At 72.3% G+C, this 20,356-nt stretch carries 18 protein-coding genes; 6 read left to right on the top strand and 12 right to left on the bottom strand.

Annotated elements, in window-relative coordinates:
- Window positions 1-16: 16 nt before the first annotated feature.
- The 5 genes from AB0316_RS14915 to metG form a co-directional block, all read right to left on the bottom strand.
- Window positions 17-961 carry a 4-(cytidine 5'-diphospho)-2-C-methyl-D-erythritol kinase gene (locus AB0316_RS14915; protein ID WP_366273821.1) on the bottom strand — a complete coding sequence of 315 codons (945 nt, stop codon included), beginning with the start codon at window positions 959-961 and terminating at the stop codon, window positions 17-19.
- 28 nt (window positions 962-989) lie between these two features.
- Window positions 990-1,928 (bottom strand): 16S rRNA (adenine(1518)-N(6)/adenine(1519)-N(6))-dimethyltransferase RsmA, encoded by a 939-nt coding sequence (rsmA, locus tag AB0316_RS14910; protein ID WP_366273820.1) that lies wholly within the window; start codon window positions 1,926-1,928, stop codon window positions 990-992.
- Between the two features lie 129 nt (window positions 1,929-2,057).
- Entirely contained in the window at window positions 2,058-3,206 is a 1,149-nt protein-coding gene (locus AB0316_RS14905) for a transglycosylase family protein (RefSeq protein WP_366273819.1), read from the bottom strand.
- Window positions 3,207-3,401: 195 nt separating this feature from the next.
- Window positions 3,402-4,283 (bottom strand): TatD family hydrolase, encoded by an 882-nt coding sequence (locus tag AB0316_RS14900; protein ID WP_366273818.1) that lies wholly within the window; start codon window positions 4,281-4,283, stop codon window positions 3,402-3,404.
- A complete protein-coding gene (gene metG, locus AB0316_RS14895) occupies window positions 4,280-6,190 on the bottom strand; it encodes a methionine--tRNA ligase (RefSeq protein WP_366273817.1) in 1,911 nt (636 codons plus the stop codon). Before metG ends, AB0316_RS14900 begins: the two co-directional genes overlap by 4 nt.
- Before the next feature lie 64 nt (window positions 6,191-6,254).
- Here metG and AB0316_RS14890 point away from each other — a divergent pair, with 64 nt between their 5' ends.
- On the top strand, window positions 6,255-6,689 hold the full coding sequence (locus tag AB0316_RS14890; protein ID WP_366273816.1) for an SRPBCC domain-containing protein: 435 nt from the start codon (window positions 6,255-6,257) through the stop codon (window positions 6,687-6,689).
- 95 nt (window positions 6,690-6,784) lie between these two features.
- Here AB0316_RS14890 and AB0316_RS14885 read toward each other — a convergent pair whose 3' ends face one another.
- The 4 genes from AB0316_RS14885 to AB0316_RS14870 form a co-directional block, all read right to left on the bottom strand.
- On the bottom strand, window positions 6,785-7,210 hold the full coding sequence (locus AB0316_RS14885; protein ID WP_366273815.1) for an OsmC family protein: 426 nt from the start codon (window positions 7,208-7,210) through the stop codon (window positions 6,785-6,787).
- Window positions 7,211-7,319: 109 nt separating this feature from the next.
- The gene (gene rsmI, locus AB0316_RS14880) at window positions 7,320-8,150 is read right to left on the bottom strand and encodes a 16S rRNA (cytidine(1402)-2'-O)-methyltransferase (protein WP_366273814.1); all 831 of its coding nucleotides are present in this window, start codon (window positions 8,148-8,150) and stop codon (window positions 7,320-7,322) included.
- 26 nt (window positions 8,151-8,176) lie between these two features.
- A complete protein-coding gene (locus AB0316_RS14875) occupies window positions 8,177-10,057 on the bottom strand; it encodes a DUF222 domain-containing protein (protein WP_366273813.1) in 1,881 nt (626 codons plus the stop codon).
- Between the two features lie 118 nt (window positions 10,058-10,175).
- The gene (locus AB0316_RS14870) at window positions 10,176-11,051 is read right to left on the bottom strand and encodes an SGNH/GDSL hydrolase family protein (RefSeq protein ID WP_366273812.1); all 876 of its coding nucleotides are present in this window, start codon (window positions 11,049-11,051) and stop codon (window positions 10,176-10,178) included.
- A gap of 88 nt (window positions 11,052-11,139) precedes the next feature.
- Between AB0316_RS14870 and ppc the strand changes: the two genes are divergently transcribed.
- Window positions 11,140-13,977: a phosphoenolpyruvate carboxylase gene (gene ppc, locus AB0316_RS14865; protein WP_366273811.1), complete on the top strand. Its 2,838-nt coding sequence runs from the start codon at window positions 11,140-11,142 to the stop codon at window positions 13,975-13,977.
- A 53-nt stretch (window positions 13,978-14,030) separates the two neighbouring features.
- On the opposite strand, the gene AB0316_RS14860 is transcribed toward ppc, so the two are convergent.
- Window positions 14,031-15,029: a YafY family protein gene (locus tag AB0316_RS14860; RefSeq protein WP_366273810.1), complete on the bottom strand. Its 999-nt coding sequence runs from the start codon at window positions 15,027-15,029 to the stop codon at window positions 14,031-14,033.
- Between the two features lie 61 nt (window positions 15,030-15,090).
- Here AB0316_RS14860 and AB0316_RS14855 point away from each other — a divergent pair, with 61 nt between their 5' ends.
- Window positions 15,091-15,666 carry a DinB family protein gene (locus AB0316_RS14855; RefSeq protein ID WP_366273808.1) on the top strand — a complete coding sequence of 192 codons (576 nt, stop codon included), beginning with the start codon at window positions 15,091-15,093 and terminating at the stop codon, window positions 15,664-15,666.
- 42 nt (window positions 15,667-15,708) lie between these two features.
- Window positions 15,709-16,314, top strand: a complete 606-nt coding sequence (locus tag AB0316_RS14850) for a DinB family protein (protein WP_366273807.1) — start codon at window positions 15,709-15,711, stop codon at window positions 16,312-16,314.
- 244 nt (window positions 16,315-16,558) lie between these two features.
- Here AB0316_RS14850 and AB0316_RS14845 read toward each other — a convergent pair whose 3' ends face one another.
- Window positions 16,559-16,969 (bottom strand): hypothetical protein, encoded by a 411-nt coding sequence (locus AB0316_RS14845; RefSeq protein ID WP_366273806.1) that lies wholly within the window; start codon window positions 16,967-16,969, stop codon window positions 16,559-16,561.
- A 42-nt stretch (window positions 16,970-17,011) separates the two neighbouring features.
- On the bottom strand, window positions 17,012-17,749 hold the full coding sequence (locus AB0316_RS14840; protein ID WP_366273805.1) for a dienelactone hydrolase family protein: 738 nt from the start codon (window positions 17,747-17,749) through the stop codon (window positions 17,012-17,014).
- Between the two features lie 81 nt (window positions 17,750-17,830).
- Between AB0316_RS14840 and AB0316_RS14835 the strand changes: the two genes are divergently transcribed.
- Together AB0316_RS14835 and AB0316_RS14830 are read left to right on the top strand one after the other, a co-directional pair.
- A complete protein-coding gene (locus AB0316_RS14835) occupies window positions 17,831-18,679 on the top strand; it encodes a CPBP family intramembrane glutamic endopeptidase (protein ID WP_366273804.1) in 849 nt (282 codons plus the stop codon).
- Window positions 18,680-18,756: 77 nt separating this feature from the next.
- The gene (locus AB0316_RS14830; protein ID WP_366273803.1) at window positions 18,757-20,349 is read left to right on the top strand and encodes a phospholipid carrier-dependent glycosyltransferase; all 1,593 of its coding nucleotides are present in this window, start codon (window positions 18,757-18,759) and stop codon (window positions 20,347-20,349) included.
- Window positions 20,350-20,356 lie beyond the last annotated feature (7 nt).

Below are 20,356 nucleotides of genomic sequence, written 5' to 3'. Positions count from 1 at the left end.
CGGGCGCCGAACCCGCTCAGTCGGCGGTGCGCGCGGCGGGCACGACCTGCGCGCCGTGCACCGGGCCCCGGGCGCGGCGCAGGTTGCGGCACAGGTCGGAGGCGGCGAGCGACACCGACAGGTCGAGGGCAGCCTCGTGGCTCTCGGTGAGGAACGCCACCGTGGGGCCGGACCCCGACACGATCCCGCCGAGGGCGCCGAACTCGACGCCGGCGTCGCGTAGCTCGCGCAGCTGGGGCCGCAGCGAGAACGCCGCCGGCTCGAGGTCGTTGTGCAGGGCGGCGCCCAGGGCAGCCGGGTCGCCCGAGCGCAGCGCGGCCATCAGCTCGGCGCTGACCTGTGGCTCACCCACCCGCTCACCGTCGCGCTCGCGCAGCCGGTCGCACTCGGCATACACCTCGGGCGTCGAGAGGCCGACGTCGCTGATGGCGAAGACCCAGTGGAACGACCCCCGTGCGAGCACCGGGGCCAGCTGCTCGCCGCGGCCCGAGCCCATCGCGTTGCCACCCGTGAGCAGGAACGGCACGTCGCTGCCGAGCGAGGCAGCCAGCTCGGCGAGCTCGTCGCGGTCGAGGCCGAGCCCCCACAGCTGGTCGCACGCCACAAGGGCACCGGCGGCGTCGGCCGAGCCGCCGGCCATGCCGCCGGCCACGGGGATGTCCTTGTCGATGCGGATCGAGAGTCGCTCGTCGACGTCCCAGCGGTCGGCCATGAGACGGGCGGCGCGCACGGCGAGATTGTCGCCGTCGGTCGGGATGCGGTCGGCATAGGGGCCGGCGGCGACGACCTGCCAGTCGTCCCAGCGGGCGACGGAGACGTCGTCGTGGAGCGACACCGCCTGGTAGACCGTCGCGAGCGAGTGGTAGCCGTCCGGACGCCGAGGGCCGACGCGCAGCTCGAGGTTGACCTTGGCGGGGACCCGAACGGTCACCGCACCGGGCAGCGTCGGAGCGACAGTCATGCGCCCACCCTAGGGGCCGAGGGCCGAGTCAGGAGGATTGTCCCCGGCGGCGCGGGCGCGGCTCGGCGGCCTCCACGCCCACCGGCCGCGCCTCGGCGATGCGGGCGAACGCCGTGATGTCGAGCTGCTCACCGCGGGTGCGCGGGTCGATGCCAGCGGCCACCAGCGCCTGCTCGGCCCCGTCGGCGGAGCCGGCCCAGGACGCGAGGGCGGCCCGCAGCGACTTGCGGCGCTGCAGGAACGCCGCGTCGATGCAGCGGAAGACGTCCTCGCGGCTGGCGGTCGTCTTCGGCGGCTTGCGGCGGCGCAGCGACACGAGGCCGGAGTCGACGTTGGGCGCGGGCCAGAAGACGTTGCGCCCGACGCGGCCCGCGAGCTCGACGTCGGCGTACCACGCCGCCTTGAGGCTCGGCACGCCGTAGACCTTGCTCCCCGGCCTGGCGGCGAGGCGCTCGGCGACCTCGAGCTGCACCATGACGAGCACGCGCTCGAGGCTGGGGAAGTGCTGCAGGAACGACAGCACGACGGGCACCGAGATGTTGTAGGGCAGGTTGGCCACGAGCGCCGTCGGGTCCGGCCCCGGCAGCTTGGTGACGGTGAGTGCGTCGGCGGCCACGAGCCGCAGCTTGTCGGCGTTCTCCGGCTGGAGGGTGCGCACCGTCTCCTCGAGCGCACCGGCCAGCCGAGGGTCGACCTCGACGGCCGTGACGTGCCTGACCACGGGCAGCAGGGCCAGGGTGAGCGAGCCGAGCCCGGGGCCGACCTCGACGACGACGTCCTTCGGGCCCACCCCCGCGACGCGGACGATCTTGCGCACGGTGTTGGCGTCGACGACGAAGTTCTGTCCCCACTGCTTGGTGGGCCGCACCTCGAGGCGCTCGGCGAGCTCGCGCACCTGCGCGGCCCCGAGGAGCGCCGCGTCGTCGACCTGGTCGAGGCGGGCGCCGGCTGCGTCCTTCTTCGTCATGCGCTCACCCTATGGCGCAGGACCGAGCACGTATGCCGTGTGCCGGGCTGCGGCGGGACCGCCCGAGGCCCCCGACCGGCTGGGTCGGGGGCCTCTGGCGTTCAGGCGGAGCGGCGACGATCCGTCAGCTCAGGCCTTGCACTGCCACTGCGAGGTGCCGTTGTCGGCGTACACGCGGTTGGCGACGGTGATCTGCTGCTCCCGGCTGGCGAGGTCGGCACGGCCGGCGAAGTCGCCGCCACCGTAGGCGAGCCACGTCGAGGTGAGGAACTGCAGGCCGCCGTAGTAGCCGTTGCCGGTGTTGATGTGCCAGTTCCCGCTCGACTCGCACTGGGCGATGCTGTCCCACATCGAGGCGCGGGAGAGGTCGAGACCTGCGCCGGAGCGCGAGCCGCTGGAGGTGGACCCGCCGGTGGCGGGGGCCGCCGCCGGCTTGGGGGCCGGGCGCTTCTTCGTGCCGACGAGGACGACGCGGTCGACGGGGGCCTTGGTGACGGTCGAGGCGATCTCCTTGGTCGAGGTCACCTTCCCGTCGACGACGCTGGTTCGGACGGTCACGGTGCGGACCCCGGCCACGCCGGCCTGAGCGACCTTGGTCTGGTCGGTGTAGAGGTCGCCGGTCGGCTTCTTGGTGGTGCCGAACGCGATCGGACGAGTGACCTTCTCGTCCTTGGTCTGCACGCGCTGGACCGTGATCTTCGCGCCGGCCGTCAGCGGCGTCGTGACGGGCGGGTTGACCTTGTCGGCCTTGCCCGGGCGCACGTCGAGCTGGGTCAGGGCCTCGCCGACGGTGGCGGCGGCGATCGTCTTGGTGATGGTCTTGCCGTCGACGGTGACCGACACCGACTTCGGGGTCACGACCGTCACGGCCAGCCCCTGGCGACCGATGGTCTGCGAGCGCGACACGGACAGCCGTGCCCCGTCGCCGCGGACGCCGAGGGCCAGGAGCGCCCCGTCGACCGTGGTCTCGGTGGTGCGCAGCTCCCGCGTCCTGCCGTCGACCGTCAGCTTGAGCATCCGGGCGTACTTCACGGTGATGGTGTCGCCGTCGTGGACGGCGGAGTCCGCCGCGGGGACCACCACGTCACCCGGCTTCACCGAGATCCCCTGGTCGTCGAGGACGTCACCGACGGTGCTGGCGAAGACGTGGGCCGAGCTGGCGGCGCCGTCGACCGAGAGGTTGACGGACTTGTCGAGCTGGGCCGCGCCGACCGCACCGGAGGTGAGGACGACGGCCGCACCGGTGGCGGCCAGGATCTTGGCGTTGCGAGAAATCAAAACACTCCGAACGTCGAACCATCCGGGTGCAACGCGCTCTCGAGCTCCATCACCTCACGGCCTCGGGAGGTGTGTCGATGCGGGGCAGCAACCGGCCAACAGTCGTCCACCCTGACCGACGAGTCATGGAAAGGTCAAATTTCGGTAACGGACCGCGAGTCCGTTGTGACGTCGGGGAATCCGTGCGCTAGGTGTTCAGGCGCCGGTGGTGGGACGGGTGGATCCCCATGGGCCGTAGACGCGTTCGCTGTTCTCGGAGACGGCGCGGCACAGCGTCGGGACGTCGAGGTTGAGCACGCCGGCCATCGCCCGGATCGTGACCGGGACGAGGTAGGAGGCGTTGGTCGCGCCACGGTGTGGTGTCGGCGCGAGGTAGGGGGCGTCCGTCTCGACGAGGATTCGGTCGAGGGGCACCGCCGTCAGGGCGTCCCGCAGGTTCCGGGCGCTCTTGAAGGTCACCGTGCCGGCGAAGCTGAGGTAGTAGCCACGGTCGACGCACTCACGCGCCATCGCCAGGTCGCCGGAGAAGCAGTGCAGCACCGTGTGCTCGGGAGCCCCCTCCTCGGACAGGATTCGCAGGACGTCGTCGTGCGCCTCGCGGTCGTGGATCTGCAGGGCCTTGCCGAGGCGCTTGGCGAGGTCGATGTGCCAGCGGAACCCGTCCTGCTGCACGGCGACGCCCTCGGGTCCGGTGCGGAAGTAGTCGAGGCCCGTCTCGCCGATGACGCGGATGCGGTCGTGGGCGGCCGAGGCCTCGACCTCGGCATAGGCGTCCTCGAGCCTGCCGGCGGCGGCGAGGCGCGGAACCTCGTTGGGGTGCAAGGCGATTCCACCGACGAGCTCGTCGTGCACCTCGATCGCCTTCATGGTGAAACGGATCCCGTCGAGGTCGCAGCCCACCTGGACGAGCCGGGTCACCCCGACGGCTCGGGCCCGCGCGATCGCCTCCGCCACGTCGAACGGCTCGTCGCCCTCGCGCGTGATGTCGAGATGCACGTGGTTGTCGACGACGTCGATGGGCAGCGGGTCGGGCAGTGTCTCCGGCAGGCCCCGTTGCCCGGACGAGCTGGGAGTCATGCGGACTCGCCGCCACCCTCGCCGGCGACCTCTGCGACAGCATGCTTCGGCTTGGCCATCTTCGGAGCGGCGAGCGGGTCGGTGTGGTGGCGGGTGCCGCCGCGGACCGAGTCGCCGAGCCGCGCGCGTTCGTCCTCGATCACCTGCTCGGGGTCGAGCTTGGTGAAGACGCCGGTGGGCTTGGTGATCGGCGTGCCGACAGCGACTGGGCGCGACTCCCAGCGCGGGGTCGCGGAGTACTCGCCGGTGATGACGGGATAGCTGCGCGACTCGTCGTCGAGGTCGCGGACCACCTCGAGCCGCGGCATCGGCATGAACTCTCCCTCGCCGCCGAGCACCGCGTGGACGCGGTTGGCCGCGTGCGGCAGGAACGGCGAGATCAGGGTGTTGATGTCCGATACGGCCTGGGCCAGCGTGTGCAGCACCGTCGAGAGCCGCTCGCGCTCGTCGTCGCCCTTGAGCTTGAACGGCTCGGTCTTCGACACGTACGCGTTGGCCTCGCCCACGACCCGCATGACCTCCGCGAGTGCCGCCTTCTGGCGGTGCCGCTCGAGCGAGGCACCGACGGTCGCGAACGCACCACGCACGGTGGCGAGCAGCTCCTCGTCGACGGGCTGGACGGCATACGCCCTCGGGATCTCGCCGAAGCTCTTGGCGATCATCGCGGCGGTGCGGTTGACGAGGTTGCCCCAGCCGGCGACGAGCTCGCTGTTGTTGCGCTGGACGAACTCGGCCCAGGAGAAGTCGGCGTCCTGGTTCTCGGGACCGGCCGCGCAGATGAAGTAACGGATCGGGTCGGGGCCGTAGCGCGCCACGATGTCCTGGACGTAGATGACGTGCTTGCGGCTGGTCGAGAACTGCTTGCCCTCGAGGGTCATGAACTCGCTCGCGACGACCTCGGTGGGCAGGTTGAGCTCGCCGTACGCGCCGGGCTCACCGCCCTTGTCTCCCTTGCCGGCGTAGCCGAGCAGCTCCGCCGGCCAGATCTGGCTGTGGAAGGTGATGTTGTCCTTGCCCTGGAAGTAGTAGGACACCGCGGACGGGTCGTTCCACCACTCGCGCCAGCGCTCGGGCTCGCCGATGCGACGGGCCCACTCGATCGAGGCGGACAGGTAGCCGATGACGGCGTCGAACCACACGTAGAGGCGCTTGGTGGGGTTGTCCTCCCAGCCCTCGAGCGGGATCGGGATGCCCCAGTCGATGTCGCGCGTCATGGCGCGGGGGCGCACGTCCTTGAGGAGGTTCTTGGAGAACTTGATGACGTTGGGGCGCCAGGTGCCAGAGGCCTCCCGGCCGTCGAGCCACTCGCCGAGCGCGCCGGCGAGGGCGGGCAGGTCGAGGAAGAAGTGCTGGGTCTCGATGAACTCCGGCGTCTCGCCGTTGATCTTGCTGCGCGGGTCGATGAGCTCGTCGGCGTCGAGCTGGTTGCCGCAGTTGTCGCACTGGTCGCCGCGCGCCTCGGGGAACCCGCAGATCGGGCAGGTGCCCTCGATGTAGCGGTCGGGCAGCGTGCGCCCGGTCGACGGGCTGATGGCACCGCGGGTCGTCTGCTCGATCATGTAGCCGTTGGCGTGGACCTGGCGGAACATCTCCTGCACGACGGCGTAGTGGTTGCGCGTCGTCGTGCGGGTGAAGAGGTCGTAGGACAGACCGAGGTCGGTGAGGTCCTGGGCGATGACGGCGTTGTACTTGTCGACGAGCTCCTGCGGGCTCAGGCCCTCCTCCTCGGCGAGGACGAGGATCGGCGTGCCGTGCTCGTCCGTGCCGCTCACCATGAGGACGTCGTGGCCGGCCATCCGCATGTACCTGCTGAAGACGTCGGAGGGCACGCCGAACCCGGCCACGTGGCCGATGTGGCGCGGGCCGTTGGTGTACGGCCAGGCGACGGCAGACAGGACATTGCTCATGGGAGCGATCCTAGGCGGGCGCGAAGTCGTGACGGCATACGGCCTCGCGAGGTATGACGGTGGCATGACAGGTCACGTTGCGCACGCGAGCGTGAAGGTCGACGCGACGCCGCAGGAGGCGTGGCGCGCCCTCACCGACCCCGAGCTGGTCAGCACGTGGATGGTGGGCACCGAGGTCAGCACCGACTGGCGCGTCGGCAGCCCGATCACCTGGCAGGGCGAGATCGACGGCCGGCCCTACCAGGACAAGGGCGAGGTGCTCGAGGCCGACCCGCCGCGGCGGCTCTCGGTCACCCACTACAGCCCGCTCATGGGTCAGGAGGACCGGCCGGAGAACTACCACACCGTCACCTACACGATCACCGGCGACGGGATGTCCGGTGGGACCACGGTCACCCTCGAGCAGGACGGCAACACCTCGCAGGAGCAGGCCGAGCAGTTCTCGCGCAACTGGCAGTCGATGCTCGAGGCGCTGCGGTCGACCGTCGAAGGACGCTGACGGGGCCGCTGACGAAGCGCCGGCAGCACTGTCGCACATGGGAGTCGGCACCGGCTCGTGCGAGCCGGTGCCGACGGGCGTGCTGGGTGCCTGCGTCAGCCGAGGCGTGCCTCGAGCGAGATCGGGACTGCCTTGAGCGCCTGGCTCACCGGGCAGTTGGCCTTGGCGTCCTCGGCGGCGGCGCGGAAGTCCTCGTCGGACATGCCGGGCACCTCGCCGACGACGCTGAGGGCGATCTCGGTGATGCCCGTGCCGGGCACGAAGGTCACGTTGGCGGTGGTGTCGAGCGTGGTCGGCGGCGTGCCGGCCTTGGCGAGGCCGTTGGACAGGGCCATCGAGAAGCACGACGAGTGCGCAGCGGCGATGAGCTCCTCCGGGCTCGTCTTGCCGTTCGACGACTCCGCCCGCGACGGCCAGTTGACGTCGTAGGTGCCGACGCCCGAGCTCTCGAGGCTGACCTGGCCGGAGCCTTCGAAGAGCGAGCCCTCCCAGTGCGTGCTGGCGGTGCGGGTGGTTGCCATGCCGTGCTCCTTCGCTGTGCGGTGGTCGAGGTCGGGCGGGACGCCCACCTCGTCGAACGGGGAACCACAGCAGCCTTACCCGCGATTCCCGCTGAGGCAAGCGGTCCGGTCAGCGGGCGGCGAGCGACGCGTCGTAGAGGGCTTTTTTGGACAGGCCCGTCCGCGCCGCGACGTCGGCGGCGACGTCCTTGAGCCGCTCCCCCGCGTCGACCCGCTGGCGTATGCCGGCGACGGCGTCCTCGAGGGACGGCACCTTCCGCTCGGCGCCGGCCACGACGATCGTGATCTCGCCCTTGACGCCCTGCTCGGCCCACGTGACCAGCTCATCGAGCGTGCCGCGACGGACCTCCTCGTAGGTCTTCGTCAGCTCGCGGCACACGGCGGCGCGGCGATCGGAGCCGAAGGCGTCGCGCATGGCGGCGAGGGTCTCGGCGAGCCGGTGCGGTGCCTCGAAGAAGACGACAGTGCGGCGCTCGTCGGCCACCTCGGCGAGCACCTTGGCGCGCTCGCCGGGCTTGCGCGGCAGGAAGCCGTCGAAGCAGAACCGGTCGACCGGCAGGCCCGAGACTGCGAGCGCCATGAGCACCGCGCTGGGTCCGGGGACGCAGGTGACGGGGACGTCGGCATCGATGGCGGCGGCGACGAGGCGGTAGCCGGGGTCGGAGACGGACGGCATCCCGGCGTCGGTCACGACCACGACGCGGTCGCCGGCAACGAGGCGGGCGACGAGGTCGGGCGTGCGGGAGGCCTCGTTGTGCTCGTGGTAGCTGATGACCGAACCGCTCGGCGTGACGGCGAGCTCGGTCAGCAGGCGCCGCAGCCGACGCGTGTCCTCGGCTGCGATGACGTCGGCGCCGGCGAGCTCCTGGCCCAGTCGCGGGGCCGCGTCGCGCGGGTCGCCGATGGGAGTGGCCGCGAGGACGAGGGTGCCGGTGCTCATGCCGTCATCCTCGCAGGGTGCGCAGCTCAGGCCGCGAGCGCGAGCGCGAGCACGCGTTCGAGGGGACTGAGAGTGTCGAGGTCGAGCTCTTCCGGCGACCCGTCATCGACGTCGAACGGGCGTGCCGGATCGTCGTCGCGGCGCACCGGATGGTTGAGCGGACTCGCGTGATCCGGGATGCGCTGCGGACCCCGGCCTCGGTGCGCCTGATCCTGTGGGCGCGCCCAGTCGTCGGACGTGGGCATGCCGGGCAGCAACGGTGGGGCGTGCGAGGTGTAGGTGTGCCGGGTCGGGGTCCTGGTCTTCACGGTGTGCGGTGCGCCAGGCTCCTCGCCGGTGACCGTGGTGGCGGTGAAGCCGGGCAGCTGCTTGGTCAGGTTGCACCGCACGCACAAGCCCTGTCCGTTCGCTGCACTGGTCGGGCCGCCGTCGGCGTGGTCGTGCACGTGGTCGAGGTGCCGGGCCGGGGCGTCGCACCACGGGGTGCGGCACACCCCGGCATCCCGGGCCAGCAGGAACCGGCGCAACACACCGTCGAACACCCGTCTGGTGGAGTCCATCGCCACCAGCGCCCCGGTCACCGGGTGCGCGAACAACCGACGCAGCCACACCCGCGCCGCCTGCTCCACGTGCTTCACGTACTCCGCAGCGCCTGCTTCATCGATCCCGCAGCCATCCCCCTGGCCGGCTCGCCTGTTGTCGGCATCCGCGTGCCGAGCCTCGGTGCTCCCGGCGCCGGCATGGCGGACCCTGCTCGCACCGGCATCCGTTCCGAACGCGCTGCTCGCTTGACGAGGCGCGCAGTCGATCCCCTCGTCGTAGCCGCCGAGCAGGTCCCGGGCCCACTGGGCCGGGACCGTGCCGTACCCGCGCAGCTGCGCCGGAGTGTCAGCGCCGGCCAGCAGCGTCTCGGCGCTCATCACCAGCTGCACCTCGACCGGCACCGCCCCCGCCGGCACCTGCCCGGTGACCCGCTCCACCAGCGTGTCCGCCATCACCTGACCCTTGCCCCGCTCGTCCCCCGCCGCCTTGGCCGCGTCCGCCGCCGCGGTCAACGCCGCATGCGCCGCGACGGCCTGCGCCACCGGCAGCAGCGCCGTCAGGTACGCCATCGTGTCCGGCGCCGGCCGCAGCGTCACCCGACGGTCCGCCTGCGCCTTCGCCGACCGCGCCATCACCGAGGCGGCATCGACCCGGTAGGCGACCGCCCGCACCCGCCGCGCCAGCTCCCGGTCGCCCAGCCCCGCCACCGGCTCCCGCCGGTCCCCCACGACCTCGGCGTCCACCAGCGACCGATCCTCACGGCTCAACGTCGCGGTCTCACGCACGATGATCTGCGCCCGCCACTCACTGAGCTCCCCCGCCTCCAAAGCAGCCAACGTGTGCGGCATGTCCCGCACCAGCGCCAACGCCAGCCGCACGTGGCCGGCACCCTGCACCGGCGACTCACGCCGCGCCAACGCCACCTGCGCCGCCACCCCGGTCATCCCCGACGGCCGCCGCCGCTTGGCTACCGACCCGGCAGCCTCCCCCTGCTTCCCGTCATCATCGCCGAGGGAAGCCGCTCGAGCCTGGTCCCGGGCGGCGCGCCACCCGTCGAAGTCCCCCGCCTCCGAGCACTCCCGCGCCCGTTCCCGCCAGCCCTGCGCCACCTGCTCCTGCGAGTCCACGAACGCCGCCGTCACCCGAACCTGCGCCGCCGCCACCGCCGCCTTGACCCGCTCCAACACCGCCAGCTGGTCCACCCGCACTCCGTCCGACACCGGCATCGGCATCGGGTCGAACGACCCGACGCGCGCGAGCGCCGACACGAGGGCCTCCAGGCCCCCGGTCGTCTCGAGCAGCGTCTCTTCGAACATGTGTACGACTCTAGACGGGACGTCTGACAGTGCACGGCCGTCGTCCACAGCCGCGCCGCTCGGCGAGCGACGACCCGGACTCAGTGTTCGACTGGTGTTGCGCCCGCTGCTCGGACCGCATCCAGCTCGCGCCGCCCTCGCCGCCACCCTCTGTCGGCGACACGTCCTAGCCGGCTGCCGCCACAGCCGTGGCTGCCGCCTCCGCGATCCGCTGGTGACCCGCGGCGTTGGGGTGATCCCCGTCCGGGGCGAGCAGGTGGGTCTCGTCCCATGCGTCGTCGGGTCCGCGGAACGCGGTCCGGAGGTCGACGTAGACCGTCCCCGGCGTGCTCGCAGCCGCCGCACGGATGATCTCGTTGACCCTCTTCGTCAGGGTCGAGGCCGCCTCGACGTAGGCCGGGCCCTGGTCGTGGGCATACTGACCGCCGAGCCACACGCTCCAGTAGTCGAGCACGACGAGCCCGATGGGGTGCCCGGCCGGCAGCTCCTTGACCTTCGTCAGGATGGCGTCGAGGTTGCTCTCGAGCTGCGGGAGCCGCTGCTCGTAGCAGGCGACGTCGGTCCCACACGACGGCGAGAACGCGACGTCGTTGGCGCCCACCTCGAGCGTCACGGCCTGGCTGTTCCGCAGCCGCGCGGTCACTGAGTCGTCCTTCGCGAGCTGCTGGAGGACGCCGTCGCTGGTGATGCCCGCGACGGCGTCGTTGGAGGCGCTCACCGGGTGTCCTGCGACCCGGGCTATGTCGTCGGCCATCAGCTGGGGATAGGGAGTGCAGCCGCACCCGGTGCCACGCGGGACCGAGTCCCCCAGCGCGGAGGTCGCGGTCACGGCACCGAGCCGAGCGGCGGTCACCGGCGAGGAGCCGGTGGGCACCGTCGAGGTCGTGCCTTGCACCGACGTCGAGCCGGCCGTCACCAGCCCCGCGGTCGCCGGTGGTGCGGTCGGGGCGACCGAGCAGGCGGAAAGGGAGAGGGACAGCGCCGCAGCGAGGAGCAGACCGGCCCGACGCCGGACGTGCACGTCTCGACCCGCGCGGCTCACCCCTCCAGTCTGCTCCGTCGTCACCGGGCGGGCGTTCTGATCGTGGACTCCCGAGGCCCCGACGACCCGCGCGCGGTAACACTGGGGCATGAGCACCCAGGGCCGCACCACGACCGAGCAGCTCCTCGAGGCCGACCGCCGCCAGCCCGACGTCGCCACCTTCGCCTCAGGCGTCTCGTCCGCCTCTCAGCACGCGGCCCTTCGGGCGTCCGTTCGCCAGCTGGGCACGCTCCTCGGCGAGGCGCTGACGCGGCACGAGGGCGCCGAGCTTCTCGCACTCGTGGAGAAGGTGCGCGGCCTGGCCCGCGAGCCCGAGGACGGCGAGCTGCGCGCGCTGTTGGAAGGGGTCGACGCACCCACCGCTGTCGTGCTGGCACGCGCCTTCACCGCATACTTCCAGCTCGTCAACGTCACGGAGCAGCTGCACCGCTGGCAGGAGCTCAGCGCCGTCGACGAGGCGCCGCTCGCGGCGACGGTCCGGCGCATCGGCGCCGCCCTCGAGGAGGGACGCCTCGACCGCGACGAGCTGGACGACGTGCTCACGCGCCTCGAGTACCGACCGGTCTTCACCGCCCACCCGACCGAGGCCACGCGGCGCACGGTGCTCAACCTGCTCCGCCGCATCGCCGTGACGGTCAGCGAGCTGGAGGACCCTCGCCGACCGGCGAGCGAGGGGCCCCGCACGGAGCGTCGTCTCGCCGAGCTGGTCGACATGCTCTGGCAGACCGACGAGTTGCGCATCGTGCGCCCCGAGCCGACCGACGAGGCCCGCACGGCGATGCACACGTTGCGCTTCCTCGCCGACCAGGTGGTGCCCGACCTGCTCGCCGAGCTCGACCGCGCGCTCGCGGGCATCGGCGTCGAGCTGCCCCCGTCGGCGCGGCCGCTGCGCTTCGGCGCCTGGGCCGGCGGTGACCGCGACGGCAACCCCAACGTCACGCCGGAGGTGACCCTCGAGGTCATCGGCATGCAGCACGACGCGGGCCTGGCGGAGCTCGTCGAGAAGCTCGACCACATGCTCCACGAGCTGTCCTCGTCCACGCGTTTCGTCGCGGTGACGGACGCGCTGCGCGAGAGCCTGAAGCGCGACGCGACCGCCCTGCCTGTCACCTACGACGCGGTGCGCCGGCTGAACGCCGAAGAGCCCTACCGCCTCAAGCTGAGCTTCATCCGCGTGCGCCTGCTGCGCACCCGCGACCGGCTCGATCACGGCACGCCGCACGAGCCGGGCCGCGACTACGCGACCTTCGACGAGCTGCTCACCGACCTCGCGCTCATCCGCGACTCGATGCTCGCCGGTGGTGACGAGCTCACCGCCGACGGCGCGATCCTGCGCCTCATCCGCGCCGTCGTCGCGACCGGCATGGGGCTGGCCACCCTCGACATCCGCGAGCACAGCGGCAAGCACCACGCCGCCCTGGCCGACCTCTACGACCGCATCGCCGAGCTGGAAACGCCGTATGCCGACCTCGACCGTCCCGCACGCATCGCCCTCCTCTCGCAGGAGATGGCCTCACGCCGCCCGCTGACGGGCCACGGCGTCCAGGACCTCGGCGACGCCGCGCACGCCTCCCTGTCGCTCATGAGTGCCATCGGCAGGGCCCTCGACACCTACGGCGCCGCGGTCATCGAGACCTACATCGTCTCGATGACGCACGACGTCGACGACCTCTTCGCCGTCGTCGTCCTCGCCCGCGAGGCCGGCCTGGTCGACCTCGGCAGCGAGACGTCACCGGCCACGGCCCGCATCGGCTTCGCCCCGCTCTTCGAGACGGTCGCCGAGCTCGAGGCGGCCGGGCCGCTGCTCGAGGCCCTGCTCTCCGACCCGTCCTACCGCCGCGTCGTCGCGGCCCGGGGCGACGTGCAGGAGATCATGCTCGGCTACTCCGACTCGTCCAAAGACGCGGGAATCGCCGCGTCCCAGTGGCAGATCCACCGGGCGCAGCGTGCGCTGCGCGACATCGCGCGCCAGCACGGCGTCGTCCTGCGCCTCTTCCACGGCCGCGGCGGCTCGGTGGGGCGCGGCGGCGGTCCGACCGGGGAGGCGATCCTCTCCCAGCCCTACGGCAGCCTCGACGGCCCGATCAAGATCACCGAGCAGGGTGAGGTGATCAGCGACAAGTACACCCTGCCCGGCCTGGCGCGCTTCAACCTCGAGACGGCCCTCGCCGCCGTGCTCGAGGCCTCGGTCCTGCACCGCAAGTCGCTCCTGCCGCGCGACGTCCTCGACGGCTGGAACGGAACGATGGACCTCGTCGCCGGCCGCGGCCAGGACGCCTACCGCGAGCTCGTCCGTGACGACCGGCTCGTCCCGTTCTTCGTCTCGGCGACGCCGGTCGACGAGCTCGGCAAGATGAACATCGGCTCCCGCCCCTCGAAGCGCCCCGGCGGCACCGGCGGCCTCGAGGACCTGCGGGCGATCCCGTGGGTCTTCGGGTGGACCCAGTCGCGGATCATCCTCCCCGGCTGGTTCGGCGTCGGCTCGGGCCTCGCCGCCGCCCGCGAGGACGGCCGGGACAAGACGCTGCGCGAGATGTACGGCTCGTGGGCCTTCTTCCGCACCTTCCTCTCCAACGTGCAGATGACGCTCGCCAAGACCGACCTCGACATCGCCGCCGGCTACGTCACCACGCTGGTCCCCGACGAGGTGGCGGGTGTCTTCGACGCGATCCGCGAGGAGCACGCCCGCACCGTCGATGAGGTGCTGCGCCTGACCGGCCAGAAGGAGCTGCTCGAGTCATCGCCGGTGCTGCGCCGCACGCTCGCGCTGCGTGACAGCTACCTCGCCCCGCTGCATGCCCTGCAGACCTCGCTGCTCGCCCGCTCACGCGCCGTGCCCGAGGAGGCTGAGCCGGACACCGACGTCCAGCGGGCGCTGCTGCTGACCATCAACGGCATCGCCGCAGGACTGCGCAACACCGGCTGAGGGCGTATGCCGTGTCGACGGCAGCCGCGCCACCGCGCGGTTCCTGCGTCGGCTCAGGTCGTCTCGGGGTCGGCGGACGGGCCGGGTGAGCCGGCGACGGCGCGCAGCATCCGGGCAGCCTGCTCGCGCATGACCTCGCGCAGCTCGGGCGGCTCGAGGACGGTCAGCTCCCACGGCAGTGCACCCAGGTGCATCGCCATGAAACCGAGGTGGTTGCCGCCGGACTCGAAGATGCAGCGGTCCGGGCCGTCTGCCGTCACAGTGCCGACCGACGCCGGAATGTGCCTGTCCACCGACGCCTTCGGCGCCTCGATGCGCACCCGCGCCAGGTGGTCGTAGACCCCGCCGGTGATGGAGCGGCGCACGTGCTCGGCGGCGTCCGGTGCGGGCCGGGGCGTGAAGCGCCAGCCGTTGGACCGTGCCTGCGCGATGCGGTCGAGCCGGAAGATGCGCCAGTCGTCACGGTCGAGGTCGAAGGCGAAGAGGTACCACCGCCGCCCGGTCGCGACGAGGCGGTACGGCTCGACCCGCCGCTCCCCCGAACCCCGCGGGCCGGCATACGCGAACGTCACGCGCTCGGTCTGGCGGCAGGCGCGCGCGAGCAGCAGCAGCGTCGTCGCGTCGACGGCTACGGCCCCGCTGTCGAGGGTCACGGTGGCCTCGTGGATGGCCTCGACCTGCGCGCGCAGGCGGCCGGGGAGCACCTGGTCGAGCTTGGCGAGCGTGCGCACCGCCGCCTCCCCCAGTCCCTCGACCGTGCCGCCGGCCGCGAGGCGCAGGCACACGGCGACCGCCACGGCCTCGGTGTCGTCGAGCAGCAGCGGCGGCAAGCGCCGCCCGGCTCCCAGCTGGTAGCCGCCGCCGGCCCCGTGGGCGGCGTTGACCGGGTAGCCGAGGTCGCGCAGCCGGTCGACGTCGCGGCGCACGCTGCGGGTAGTGACCCCGAGGCGCTCAGCGAGCTCGGTGCCGCTCCACACCGGCCGGCTCTGCAGCAGGTCGAGCAGGCGCAGCACCCGAGCGGTGGCGCCGGTGCCGTCGGACGATGAGGACATGTCTCGAGTGTGCCAGCCACTGCGGACAGGATCTGTCCTATATCTACAGGACGCTGGTGCCATGACCACGACACAGATCTCCATCGACTGGACCACCACGCTCGTCGACCAGGCCGCCCGGCACTGGACCAACCAGCTGCGCCCGCGCCTCGAGGGACTGACCGACGAGGAGTACCTCTGGGAGCCGACGCCCGGCGCCTGGAACCTGCACCCGCGCGGCCAGGGCGGCACCGAGATCCAGGGCGGCAGCGGCGAGCTGACCATCGACTGGGCCTACCCCGAGCCGGTCCCCGCTCCTGTGACGACGATCGCCTGGCGGCTCGCCCACCTCATCGTCGGCGTCCTCGGAACCCGGGTGCACCACCACTTCGGCGGCCCGGAGGTCGACTACCTGACCTTCCCCTACGCCGCCACCGCCGACGGCGCGCTGGCGCAGGTCGACGACGCGTTCGCCGCCTGGACCGAGGGCGCCCGGGGCTGGGACCTGGACGCGCTGGCCGAGCCCTGCGGCCCCAGCGAGGGCCCGTGGGCCGACCACCCGCGGGCCGAGCTGGTGCTCCACATCAACCGTGAGGTCATCCACCACGGCGCCGAGATCGCCCTGCTGCGTGACCTCTACGCCCACCGCAACGACTGAGCCACCGACCACCGACCGACCCCTCGAGCAAGGAGCACCACCATGGCCCACGTCCCGCCCGTCGCCGACGAGCGCGAGAGCCTGATCGCCTACGTCGACCAGCAGCGCGACGCCTTCTTCTCCGTCTCCTACGGGCTCACCGAGGAGCAGATCCGACTGGCCCCGACCGCCGGCACCCTGAGCATCGGCGGCCTCATCAAGCACGTCACCACCTGCGAGCGCGGCTGGACCGAGCGCATGGCCGCGGCGCCCCACGCACCCACGCCGCCCGACACCTCCGTCGCCGAGCAGGCCCGGGCCTGGGGCGACGACTTCAAGGTCACCGCCGACGACAGCCTCGAGTCGCTGCTCGCCGCCCTGGCCGTCCAGGGCGAGATCACGCGCCGGGTGCTGCGCGAGGCCGACCTCGGCGCTCCGGTGCCGGTGCCGCGCGACGCACCGTGGTTCCCGCACGACGTCGACGCGTGGTCGGTGCGGTGGGTGGCCATGCACCTCGTCGAGGAGCTCGCCCGGCACGCGGGTCACGCTGACATCGTCCGCGAGTCGATCGACGGCGCCACGATGTACGAGCTCGTCGCGGCCCGCGAGGGACAGCCCGAGACGCCGTGGCTCAAGCCCTGGCGGCCGGCTGCGCGCGCCGACGCCTGACCGGCCGGGCCGTCTCGGCGCCGGCCTACCGCAACGAGGCGAAGGGCCCTCGGAAGTATGAGTCCCAAGGGCCCTTCTGGTTGATCGGTGTGTTGGTGACTCTCCCGATCGACGTCTCGTCGTCTCCGGCCCCAGCAGCCTCGTCACCGGCTGCCGCGGTGGTCGCCCCACCGTGTGGACCCTCGTCTCCGAGCCGTCCCGCTCTCCCCGAGGGGAGTGCGTAGTTCAGTTGTACGCCGAGCCCTCACGCCTCGCCCGCGGTTCGGCGAAACTGCTCGCCCTCGTTCGCGAGGACCTCGTGCAGCAGCAGTGCACCGTCCGCGGCCGCGCGGGCCCGATCGACGTCGCCCGCGGCGGCATACGCGATCTCCGCGGCCTGCAGGGCACCCACCTCCGCCAGCACGACCTCGCGTTCCGCGTCGAGGTCCAGGCGGCGACGGTCGCGCTCGGTCGAACCCACACCGAGCGAGGACTGCGCCACCAGCCCCGCCGTCGCGGCCTCCCCGACGTTCGCCCCAACCTCAGCCACGGGCACGGCCTCGGCGTTCTCGATGGCGGCGACCGCGCTCCGGAGCACGCTCACGGCGGCGCGGTCGCGCTCGCGCATGGCAGCGGTGAGCCGGGCGCGCAGGAGCGTTCGCAGCGGTGAGGACATGACGAGACCGTATGCCGTCGGGCGGGCGGAGGCGACCGGGTTTCAGGTCGTGCCGAGGAGCCGCTCACGCAGGAAGGAGGTCACCCGCTCGACGGCCTCGGGGTGCCGGTGGTCGGTCAGGGTCGCGTGCCCGTGCCCGTCGAGCTCGACGGCGACGAAGCCGTCGCCGAGCTCGCGCCGCAGCGTCTCGAAGCGGGTGCCCGTGACCCAGTCGGAGTGGTAGCGCACCCCGAGCACCGGGCAGCCGTCGGCGACGCGGCGCCGCACGGTGGCCAGGTCGTCCGGGTCGAGGTTGACGTCCGCGGCGCGGGCCGGACCGATCGGCAGCGGTGTCGCCGGCTGCGCGACGACCGGCGCGACCACGACCGGGTCGACCATCGCGGCGAGCGCGAAGCCGCCGGTCACGCACATCCCGAGCACGCCGACACCGGGGCCGCCCGCCTCCGCGTGCACCCGGCGGGCGAGGCTGCGGAGCCAGCCCGCGAGAGGTGCCGTGCGGCCCGTCGCGAAGAGGGTGAACTCGCGGGTGACGCACAGACGCGGGACGACCCGGGCGGCCTCCCAGGTGCGGGGCGGCGCATGGGACGAGCCGAACAGGTGCGGCATGACGACCGTGAAGCCGCTGTCGACGAGGTGCTGACCGATCTCGATCACCTCGGGGGTCAGCCCCGGGCTCTCGTGGACGACGATGACTCCCGGCCCGACCCCTTGTGTGTACGTCGCGTACGCGAAACCCTCCGCGGCGTGCTCGCCGCGACGCCAGTCGGAGAGCAGCGACATGCCGGAGACGCTACGCCGCCAGGCTGTCCGGAGGTCCCTCGGCGGGCGGCCCGTCCTGCCTGCGAGGTTACGCTGGGCGCCATGGCGACCACAGCGACGGCGGAGCGCGGCCGGTTCGCCGGCCTGCTCGCCGCCTCCGACCGCGACCCGGCGCCCGCGGTGGAGCCGGCAGCCCGCCGGGGGCTGCGGTGGGAGACCGTCCTCGTCCTCGGACTCAGCCTCGGCTCCTCCGCCGTCTACGCGGTGCTCAGCATCATCGAGAAGCTGACCCGACCCGTGCCGCTGTCGCAGCAGACCACTGCGATGAACCAGTCGGCGACGCCGGGTCGGCCCTGGCTCGACCTCGCCTATCAGCTCGCCGGCATCGTGCTCCCACTCGCCGCTGTGGCCCTCGCGCTCTACCTGCTGAACCACGTCCGCCGCCCGGCCGGCGACGTCCGGGCCGGCCGCTTCATCGGGCTCGACCGGCGCGAGCCCGGCCGCGACCTGCTCCGCGGCGCCGGGCTCGCTGCGCTCATCGGCATCCCCGGCCTCGGCCTCTACTTCGTCGCCCGGGCCATCGGGGTCAACACCCAGGTCGCCGCCGCCAACCTGCAGCCGGTCTGGTGGTCGGCGCCCGTCCTGGTCCTGGCGGCCGTCGAGAACGCCCTCCTCGAGGAGGTCGTCATGGTCGGCTACCTCTTCACCCGCTGGCGCCAGACGGGCTGGGCGTGGCCGCTCGTCATCGGTGTCTCCGCGCTGATCCGCGGCAGCTACCACCTCTACCAGGGCTTCGGCGGCTTCGCCGGCAACATCGTCATGGGCCTCGTGCTCGGGCTCGTCTTCGTGCGCACCCGACGGGTCATGCCGCTCGTCGTCTGCCACGCGCTGCTCGACACCGTCGCCTTCGTCGGCTACTCCGTGCTCAAGACCCGCGGCGTCGCGATCTGAGCCCGCGGCAGGAAGCCCGGCGCACCCGAACGGCACGGCGCCCGCCCGACCCAGCGACACTGCATACGATGGCGCCCATGAACTCGGCCCGGCAGCTGCGCGCTCGCCTGCTCGGGGACCCGGCCGACGACTTCCGCCTCTCGCGCCGCACCGCGGGCCGCATCGCCTGGCTCGGCTGGGCGGGGCCGCTCTTCTTCATGCTCGTGGGCGGCTTCATGCGCTTCTGGCACGTGGGCGCCCCGCACCAGCTGGTCTTCGACGAGACGTACTACGTCAAGCAGGGCTGGTCGATGGTCCTCTACTGGTTCGAGATGAAGAACGACCCGACCCTGCAGAACGCGAACCAGGTCGACCAGCACTTCACCGCCAACGACCCGATGGTCTACGGCACCGAGGGCGACTTCGTCGTGCACCCGCCGGTCGGCAAGTGGCTCATCGGCTGGGGCGAGGTGCCCTTCGGCATCCTCAACTCGTTCGGCTGGCGCTTCGCCGTGGCGCTCGCCGGGACGATCTCGATCCTCATGCTCGGCCGGATCGCGCGCCGACTCTTCCGCTCCGACCTGCTCGGCACCGTCGCGGCTGCGCTGCTCGCCTTCGAGGGGCACCACTTCGTCCACTCGCGCACCGGGCTGCTCGACATCTTCATCATGTTCTTCGGGCTCGCGGCCTTCGGCGCCCTGCTCATCGACCGCGACCGGGCCCGCGAGGTGCTGGCCCGCAAAGTCGGCGACAAGGCGCGTGCGGCCACCTCGTGGCTCGGGCCCTGGCTCGGCTGGCGGCCGTGGCGGTGGGTCGCGGGCCTCATGCTCGGGCTGTGCTGCGGGGTGAAGTGGTCGGGGGCCTACTTCCTCGTCGCCTTCGGCCTGCTCACCGTCCTGTGGGACCTCGGCGCCCGGCGGGCCGCCGGCGTGCGCGGCTGGACAGCCGGCACCTTCGTGAAGGACGCGCCGTACGCGTTCGTGCAGGTCGCGCTCACCGCCGTCCTCACCTACGTCGCGAGCTGGACCGGCTGGATCCTCACCAAGGGCGGCTCGTTCCGGGACTGGGCGCAGAACAACCCGACCACCCACACGTGGCTGCCCGACTGGTGGCGCTCGCTGTGGGCGTACCACCAGCAGATGTACGCCTCGACCCAGGCCATCACCTCCTCGCACCCGTACCAGACCAACCCGTGGTCGTGGCTCATCCAGGGGCGGCCGACGTCGTTCTTCTACGAGGGGCCCAAGCAGGGCGTCGACGGGTGCACGGTGGCCCAGTGCAGCAAGGCGATCACCTCGATCGGCACCGTTTCGGTCTGGTGGGGCGGCACGCTGGCGATCTTCGTACTGCTCTTCATGTGGGCGCTGCGCCGCGACTGGCGGGCCGGCGGCATCCTGTGCGCGCTCTTCGCCGGCTACCTGCCGTGGTTCTTCCTCGGCAACCGCACGATCTACACCTTCTACGAGGTCGCCTTCGTGCCCTACGTCGTGCTGGCCTGCGTCTACGTCCTGGGGATGGTCATCGGCGGCCGCGAGGCCTCGGTGACCAGGCGCCGCATCGGCTACGGCGTCACGGGCGCGTTCGTGCTGCTCTCGATGGGGCTCTTCGCCTTCTTCCACCCGATCTACGTCGCCGACGTCATCCCGCTCTCGGAGTGGCAGGCGCGGATGTGGTTCCCGAGCTGGGTGTGAGGCCGCT

This window comes from Terrabacter sp. NPDC080008 (genome assembly GCF_040702505.1).
GTDB lineage: Bacteria > Actinomycetota > Actinomycetes > Actinomycetales > Dermatophilaceae > Terrabacter.
The sequence above is the reverse complement of the archived record's forward strand: the minus strand, read 5'-3'. Positions and strand labels throughout refer to the sequence as shown.